Below are 7,467 nucleotides of genomic sequence, written 5' to 3'. Positions count from 1 at the left end.
GATCGGCTCGGTCCGCCCGAGCAATCCTCGGACGCGCAGTGTAGGGCGAGCCACCTCACCGACAGAGGCGGACATACGGTCTTACCCTTCTTCGGCTAATTGCCAACAGGGAATGGCTTGCTGAGGCTGCCCGGATCGTTTTGGCGTCAAGTGGCGCACGAACACCGGTCATAGACGGAATGGATAAGCAACAATTGCGCCGTCCCATTGGACATACGCCTGCCTAAGCTCAAGAAGAGGAAGATCCCGACGCCGACATGACGGAGACGGTCGAGACCATTCTGCGGAGGATGTAGGCAGTGATCGATTAAGCCTTCTGCATGTTCCACATCGGGATGAGCAGCGGAATCTCGATGAGGCCGGTCAGGGTCTTGCGGCGTATGATTGGCTGTACATATTGGCCCAGCAGAACGAAGCCGACATCGTCCCACCATATTCTCTGCATCTTGCGGGCCAGAGCCTTGCGTTCTTCGAGCGTTTCGACATCCGGCCATTTGGCCCGAAGCGCCTCGTATTCGTTGTTTTTGGGCCAACCGTAAAAGCTGCTCTTCTCGCCATTTAGGAAAAGGAAGTTTGCGGAGATCGGATCGCTCTCGATGGAATCAGAAGAACTCGTGATGAAAATGCTCGAGCCGCCGTTCTCGACGGGGCCTTTGTCCTTCAATCGCGCAAGAACTCCGCTCCAATCGCTCGGGGCAAGCTCGGCATTAACCCCAATCTTGCGCAGCTCGGCCGCGAGAAGCTGGGAGACATTGCTTCCTTCCGCCCAGTCCGTGGGCTGCAGGATGACGACCTTCTCGCCGGCATATCCAGCCTCCTGGAAGAGCTGCCTGGCTTTTTCCGGATCGCCTCCCTTCTTGTACCAACCTGTATTTTCGTCGTTCGAATAAGGGGTGGTGTTCCCAAATATCGAAGTGACGGTGTGGCCGTACTTTGGATCGGGGGCCAAGACGCGCAGGAAAGCTTCCTGATCGACCAGGTGAAGCATCGCTTGGCGTGCCTTCACGTTGTCAAACGGTTTCTGCAGGTGGTTCATGCGCAGCCACATGTTATACCCCCCCTTGTCTAGGACCTGGAGCTCAAGATTGGGATCGCTTTCGATCACTGGGTAAAAGTCGAAGGGTGGCGATGACAGGAAATCGACCTCGCCCGCCTGCAAGGCCGCGAGCGCAGTCTGCTGATCGGAGATATTCTCCCAGATGATGCGGTCGATCTTGACCACCTTCCCGCCGCTCAATCCGTCGGGAGCCTCCTTGCGCGGTACATATTTCTCGTTACGGTCATAGGTTAAGCTAGCGCCCTGCTTGGCTAAGGCATCGTTAAACTTGAACGGCCCCGATCCGATATTCGCGGTCACCTGCTCGGTTGCCGGTCGATCCGCATCCTTTTCGCGCATGATAAACAGCGGGTACCCTGAGATTTCCGCCAGCCGATCGACCAGAAGCCCCAGCGGTTCCTTAAGCGCTATGGTGAAGGTTTTGTCGTCCTTCTTCGAGATGTCCCTGGCCCGCTCCATAACCAGTTGTCCGCCGGAAGTCTGGCCCCAGCGACGGATCGAGGCCACACAGTCCGCCGCAGTGACGGGGGTGCCGTCGTGCCAGCCCAGGCCGTCCCGCAACTCGAACGTATAGGTCTTCTTGTCGTCGGACCCCCCCCACTTCCCCACCATTTGCGGCTGCGGCAAAAGCTTGGAGTCGAGCGCAAACAGCGTGTCGTAGATCGCCAGGGCATGGTTGTAGGTGGGTGTAGAGGTCGTATTGTACGGATCGAAGATGGTGGGATTTAACATCACCATCCGCACCGTCCGCGCGTCGGTTGGCGCCGCCTGTGCCCGCAGGACCGACGGGACCGATAAAGCCGCTCCGGCGGCGATACCCACTTTAAGCAAGTTGCGTCGAGAAATTGACATCTGTTAGTTCCCTTTTGAATGCCTGTGCAGTTAACCTGCCGTTGGCGACCTCGATCGAGCATTCGTCTCCAATGCCTGTTAGAAAACCCGGCAGCAGGCCACGATAGCGACGCTTAGCGAGATACTCGCGGCTAGCGCATCGAACTCCTTGGACGAAACGCTCTTCAGGGACAGGTGGACCTCGCCGCGATGGGTGTTACTCAGGCTCGCGTGAAGCGCAGTTTCTTGATCATATCTCCGTTCATCTCGAAACCGTCTCCGGTGACGCTCAGCGTCGCCCTCCAGAGCAGTCCTTGATCCATATCGGTGCAAGACTGGGACAGGAACCAGAGATCGCTGTCCGCTGCGATGATAGGGGCACTCATCGCGCCGAGGTCGGAGCGCAGGCGGAACATGCCACGCTGCGCACCTCCATCGATCTCGACCTCAAGCCCTTGCGCCTTGTTGGCGTAATGTCCGGTGAGAGGGGAGGCTGCCCTGGCGTCTGCGCGCAGGGGTGCGTAGACCCTCGGCTTGCCGCAGAACGTCCCGTCGACCTTACCGTCCGGTCGTGGACTGAGAACCAGGTCGGTGATCCCGCGCTCGGGCTTGGTGCCGCCAGGATGGCCGAAATCGAATCCGGCCACACCACCGGAATTGAGGAAGGTCGGCACACCATCCTTGACGACGATCTCGAACACGTCGGGGCCACCTTCCTGCCGGTAGCGGCCGGGAGCAAGTTCGATCGGCGCGGGCGCGGAGTCGCCGAAATAGATGTCGGCGATGCGGTGGGCGACGGCGAAGGCTGCAACCTGATCGTTGTTGGCGATGATGATTATGCCGAGCCCGTCGTCGATGAAGCGCATCGATTGCGACTTGCCGCCAGCAACCCCACCTCCGTGGCCGACCGCGCGGCGGCCGCGATAGACGTCGGTCACCAGCCCGAGTCCGTATAAGCCGCTCGCGCCATTGTCGAAGACGCAGGGCGTGGCCATGTGTTGATACATTTCCGCTGTGCCGATCTTGGGATCGATCAGGTTCTGCTGCCAGACCAGCATGTCGTCGAGGGTTGAGACCATACCGCCATCGCCGCCCAGATCAATTCCCCATCCCAGATGAAACCAGCCACCGACGCACTTCGTATAGTGCGCGGCCAAGCGCTTCATCACCGAACCGTCCCGCAGCATGAGCGATGTGTCGTTCATGCCGAGCGGGCCAGTTATGCGCTTGCGCAGGACCTCGCTAAAGGTCGCACCCTCGATCTGCTCGATGATATCGGACAGCATGAAGAAGCCCGTATTCGAATAGATCATCGCGCTGCCGGGCTTGAAGTTGAGCGCATCTTGCCTGGCGATGACATCACGCATGGTTTGGCTGTCTGACGGCGCGAATTCGGATAGGCCGCTGAAGATCATGACTTCCTCATGGTCTCGGTAGCCGCTGGTGTTGGAGGCAAGGTGCCTCAGGGTGACCGGGTACTCGAGCCTGGGTACATAGGGCAGGTGCTTCTGCACCTCGTCCTGTAAGCTGAGCTTGCCCTCTGCCTCCAGCATCAGGATCATCAACACCGTGAACTGTTTGGTCTGCGAACCGATGCGGATGATGGTCTTACGACCCATTGGCACGTCGTCGTTGATGTTCGCCAGCCCATAGGCGTTCGCGAAAATCTCGCGGCCGTTCTCAGTCAACGCGACGACAGCGCCAGGCATGTCCGCCCCGCTGAACCCGCTGAACAAATCGTCGACGCGCTTGGCAAAATCACTGCGTGACATAGGCATGATCGTCATTCCTCGCGGTGATGCGGTAGAGTTCTTCGAGAAATAACCCATGCGCAACGTAGCTTTACACCATAGTGCATCGACTTTTGAAACGCGCACCGCACGAAGTTAGTAATTTGTGATTTTGTCGGCACAGCTGATGATCGCGGTCGAAGATCGCTCACAGAACGGGATCAACGAACCAGCGGAAAGTCTAAACTGGTGCAACGAGCGCAACACGTGCTTCAAAAAGCAAGGTGCTCTGATGAAAACAGTCCGGGGGAAAAGGGCTACACTAGGACTCGAGGCTAGAACTTCATACGATCAAGCGTGATCATAATTTTAAATTTCCGGACGTTCGATTAGTATAGAGATTGGTCGTCAGGAACACATCGAACGCTTCCACGTCTTCCACTGCAACGATGAGAACGGAGTCCGCATCTCCAGTCACCATAAACATTGGTGACCTCTTTTGCGCGCTTCGCACACTTGAAGTCATCGACGAGCTCCAGGCGTTCTTGGTCGATTTCTACGTTCACAACGGTCAGTGATTTTCCCAAGGCTTTCGGGTTTAATAGCGAGATGCCGGCGAGTATTACGTTCGCCCTCAGAAAGTCAACAAGCTTTTGTTTTCAAAGATTCTCACGGAGTCTAAGTATAGCAAACCTCATGAAAGCGTTTATTGTGCCTCCATTTGCCGACGTTTTGGGATGAGTCCCGCACGCCCTCCTTCTGGCCGAAATGATCTCCTTCGCGAACGTCTGGATGCGGTGATCAACCTGAAGCACCCGCCGTTGAAGCTGCAGGGGTGATGGACTCTGGGTAGCTTCGATGAGGCCTTCGGCGGCTTCTATCGGTCAATTGAAAGGCCCGCCAAGCCGAAACGGACACGTACGGACTTTTTTGACGTCCTTGCGCAAGTAAGGAGGGTCTAGGCGGACTTTCCGCTCCTTGGTATCAATTTCATACCGCGTACCCGAGCCTAGGAATGTTTCAAATTCCTCCAAGGTTTGGGCCCTGCGTTTCAAGAGACTACGGGCTTTAGCCCAAACCGTCCTTGGGGGGGTGCTATGTTTCGCGTGTGGCCGGGTGGCCTGTGCCATCAAGATAAGGACGGCGCTGCCCGACCGCGTTGTGGCACAAGGGAGGATAGCTATGACAATCTCTCGACGTAACCTGATTAAAGCGGGTTTGGCAGCCGGGGCCGCTTTATCGATCCCGTCCGTGGTTCGAGCAGACACTGAGCCCACGACCGCGCGGACAGTCCGCATGGTGAAGAGCGGATTTATTCAAACTTTCGATCCGATCGTAACGCAGTCCAATACAACCACTGATCACGCCATGGCTGTCTATGACACGCTTTTCGCGATGGATTCTAAGCTCAAGCCGCAGCCCCAAATGATCGGCAAATGGGGCGTTTCCGACGATAAGAAGACCTATACGTTTGAGTTGAGGGACGGTCTCGGGTTTCATGACGGCAGTCCCGTAACCGCGGCGGACTGCGTCGCCTCAATCCGACGCTGGGGGTCGGCGGATGAGGGTGGTAAGATAATTATGGCGCGAGCAAAGGATATATCAAGAAAGGACGACAAGACCTTTATGATCGTCCTGAACAAACCGCTGGGAGTCCTCGTCGAGACGCTGGCAGAGTCGAGCCTTTTCTTGGCGGTTATGCGTGAGAAGGACGCAAATCGCCCGGCAACCGAGCAGGTGACTTCGAATGTCGGATCGGGTCCGTTCAAGTTCAATGAAGCCCTTGCTAAGCCTGGCGCGACCTTCGCGTGGGACCGCAATGACAAATATGTACCGCGCGATGAGCCGCCGGATGGGTTCGCTGGCGGTAAACTTGTTAAAGTCGATCGTGTTATTTGGAACAATATAGCAGATCAACAGACTGCCTTGGGAGCTCTTCAGCAGGGGGAAATTGACTATTTCGATGCGCCGCCCATTGATCTTCTACCGGTATTCGAGAATGATCCTAACCTTGCGATCGAAGTGCTCGACAAGGCAGGCTGGGACATGTTCCTGCGCATGAACTGTCTGCAAAAGCCGTTTGATAACGTGAAGGCCCGCCAAGCGTTGCTTTATCTAATCGATCAGGAGGCGTTCATGCGTGCCTCCTTTGGCGATCCAAAATACTTTGCTACCATCACCTCGATATTCGGAAGTGCGACGCCCTACTCCAACGACGAAAATACCGGATGGTACAAGAAAGGCGGCGATCCAGAAAAGGCTAAGCAACTCTTTAAGGAGGCCGGATATGTTGGCGAGAACGTCGTCATTCTGGATGCTACGGACTGGCGCGAGGCACACAATGCCTCGCAGTTTTTGGCGGCTGAGCTTCGTAAGATCGGGGTCAATGCCGAGCTCGCCCAAAGTGACTGGGGCGGGGTCGTCGCACGCCGGCAGAACAAAGGCAGCGTTGAAGACGGCGGTTGGAGTATTCATATCACGAGCGACGGCGACTCTAGCCACCGAAATCCATTCGAATCACCCATGTTTACTGCGAATGGGGAAAACGCTTGGTTCGGCTGGCCTAAGAATGACGAATACGAGGCGCTTCGGGCTAAGTGGCCCGATGTTGAAACGTTGGATGAGCGTAGGGCCCTGGCTCGAAAGATGCAGCGTCTATATTGGGACTTCGTGGGCGGTGTCTTCTTGGGTGTATATACTACACCAATCGCTCGTCGTAAGGAACTTACCGGGCTCATAGGCATGCCCAATTGGCTCCCGATGTGGAATATGCAGAAGGGCTGAGGGGAAATACGATACATGCTGCCAGAGTAGTCTCGACCATCGCAGCAATGGCAATGGTCGAGATTCGTTTTTCTTTTCGCCCCGCCGCTATCGTCACCCGCAGACGCGGGATTGAAGGAGTCGATGCAAAAAATTGGCTTTGCGATAAGGCTCTCCCACTGGGCAAACGCCGCGGCAGCTTATCCGTCCGGCCATAAGTGAGGGTGCAGATAAGATGTAGGATATCTCTCGAGAGGCTTATCAACTCTGAGCAGCGCTGCCAGGGATGTGGTCGTTCAAAATGAAACTTGGTCAGTCGAACAGCAGGGTTGTACAGAAAATATAGTCGCCAAGTTGAGGGGTGCCGCGGCGGCTGTCGAAGATCTTGCAACCGTACCCGGGCGCGTGCGGCAGCGAAACGTATGGGGCGGATCGAGCGATCTTGGAAATGAAACGCCCAGGACAGGCTTTCAACCATTGTGATGAAGGGGTACGGCGAATTCTGGACCGATGCGATGAGCCAACGATGAGGCATGCATACCGCCAGTAAATGCGTGCGTCAAATTCGCTGCCGAACGTACAGTTCGTCCATATATGTAATACGTTCAATTTTCTAAGTAACCTTATAATATAGTTGAATAATAGAGGCGTCTAAATTACAGCTGACAAGCTAAGCTTTGAGCTTGCACAATCCGTGTTGCGGATAGCGTCACGCTGCGAAGGAAGCACTGCGATGCGCGTCTCTTTCGATCGTGGGAGCAAAGACGGTCGTCCATCGACGTTCTCCCCTTTTTGTTGAGAGGCACAAGTTGGAGCCGCAGACGGCTGCTAGCCGCCTTGATGCACGGCGATGAGGTTTTGGCGGCCTGAAGCGGCGATGTGGCCGCTGTTGGGCGCTTTTCCGCGAACCTCGTCAGGCGCCGGCGGTCATCCGTCGTGATGGCAGGGGTTTGCAGGTTGCGGTCGGCGGGTTCGTTTCGGGGCGTCTGCGCCCCATGGTTATGTCGCGAGCCGCGGAATGCGATTGAGGACGATGCGCAGAATGCGTTGGTCGGGGCAGGATGTCGGCAGGTGCAGGCGGATTTG

General features: G+C 56.3%; 4 protein-coding genes. 1 reads left to right on the top strand and 3 read right to left on the bottom strand.

From position 1 onward, the window contains the following. Positions 1-307 precede the first annotated feature (307 nt). The 3 genes from NKG95_RS33800 to NKG95_RS34410 all read right to left on the bottom strand — a co-directional run bounded on the left by NKG95_RS33800 (position 308) and on the right by NKG95_RS34410 (position 4,099). On the bottom strand, positions 308-1,909 hold the full coding sequence (locus NKG95_RS33800; protein ID WP_353043819.1) for an ABC transporter substrate-binding protein: 1,602 nt from the start codon (positions 1,907-1,909) through the stop codon (positions 308-310). 200 nt (positions 1,910-2,109) lie between these two features. Next, complete coding sequence (locus NKG95_RS33795; protein ID WP_353043818.1) at positions 2,110-3,717, bottom strand: serine hydrolase domain-containing protein; 1,608 nt, start codon at positions 3,715-3,717, stop codon at positions 2,110-2,112. A gap of 262 nt (positions 3,718-3,979) precedes the next feature. After that, the gene (locus tag NKG95_RS34410) at positions 3,980-4,099 is read right to left on the bottom strand and encodes an Lrp/AsnC ligand binding domain-containing protein (protein ID WP_502914020.1); all 120 of its coding nucleotides are present in this window, start codon (positions 4,097-4,099) and stop codon (positions 3,980-3,982) included. A gap of 701 nt (positions 4,100-4,800) precedes the next feature. Here NKG95_RS34410 and NKG95_RS33790 point away from each other — a divergent pair. Continuing rightward, the gene (locus NKG95_RS33790) at positions 4,801-6,402 is read left to right on the top strand and encodes an ABC transporter substrate-binding protein (RefSeq protein WP_353043817.1); all 1,602 of its coding nucleotides are present in this window, start codon (positions 4,801-4,803) and stop codon (positions 6,400-6,402) included. Positions 6,403-7,467: the final 1,065 nt, after the last annotated feature.

It is taken from the genome of Mesorhizobium sp. M1423, from assembly GCF_040317575.1.
In the GTDB taxonomy this organism is placed as follows: domain Bacteria; phylum Pseudomonadota; class Alphaproteobacteria; order Rhizobiales; family Rhizobiaceae; genus Mesorhizobium.
Note: the sequence above shows the minus strand (reverse complement) of the source record. Positions and strands in the feature narration are given on the sequence as shown.

Excerpts from the sequence above, each read along its gene's own strand:
- NKG95_RS33800 (WP_353043819.1), bottom strand. The coding sequence starts at position 1,909 with ATGTCAATTTCTCGACGCAACTTGCTTAAAGTGGGTATCGCCGCCGGA.
- NKG95_RS33795 (WP_353043818.1), bottom strand. The coding sequence starts at position 3,717 with ATGGGTTATTTCTCGAAGAACTCTACCGCATCACCGCGAGGAATGACG.
- NKG95_RS34410 (WP_502914020.1), bottom strand. The coding sequence starts at position 4,099 with ATGGTGACTGGAGATGCGGACTCCGTTCTCATCGTTGCAGTGGAAGAC.
- NKG95_RS33790 (WP_353043817.1), top strand. The coding sequence starts at position 4,801 with ATGACAATCTCTCGACGTAACCTGATTAAAGCGGGTTTGGCAGCCGGG.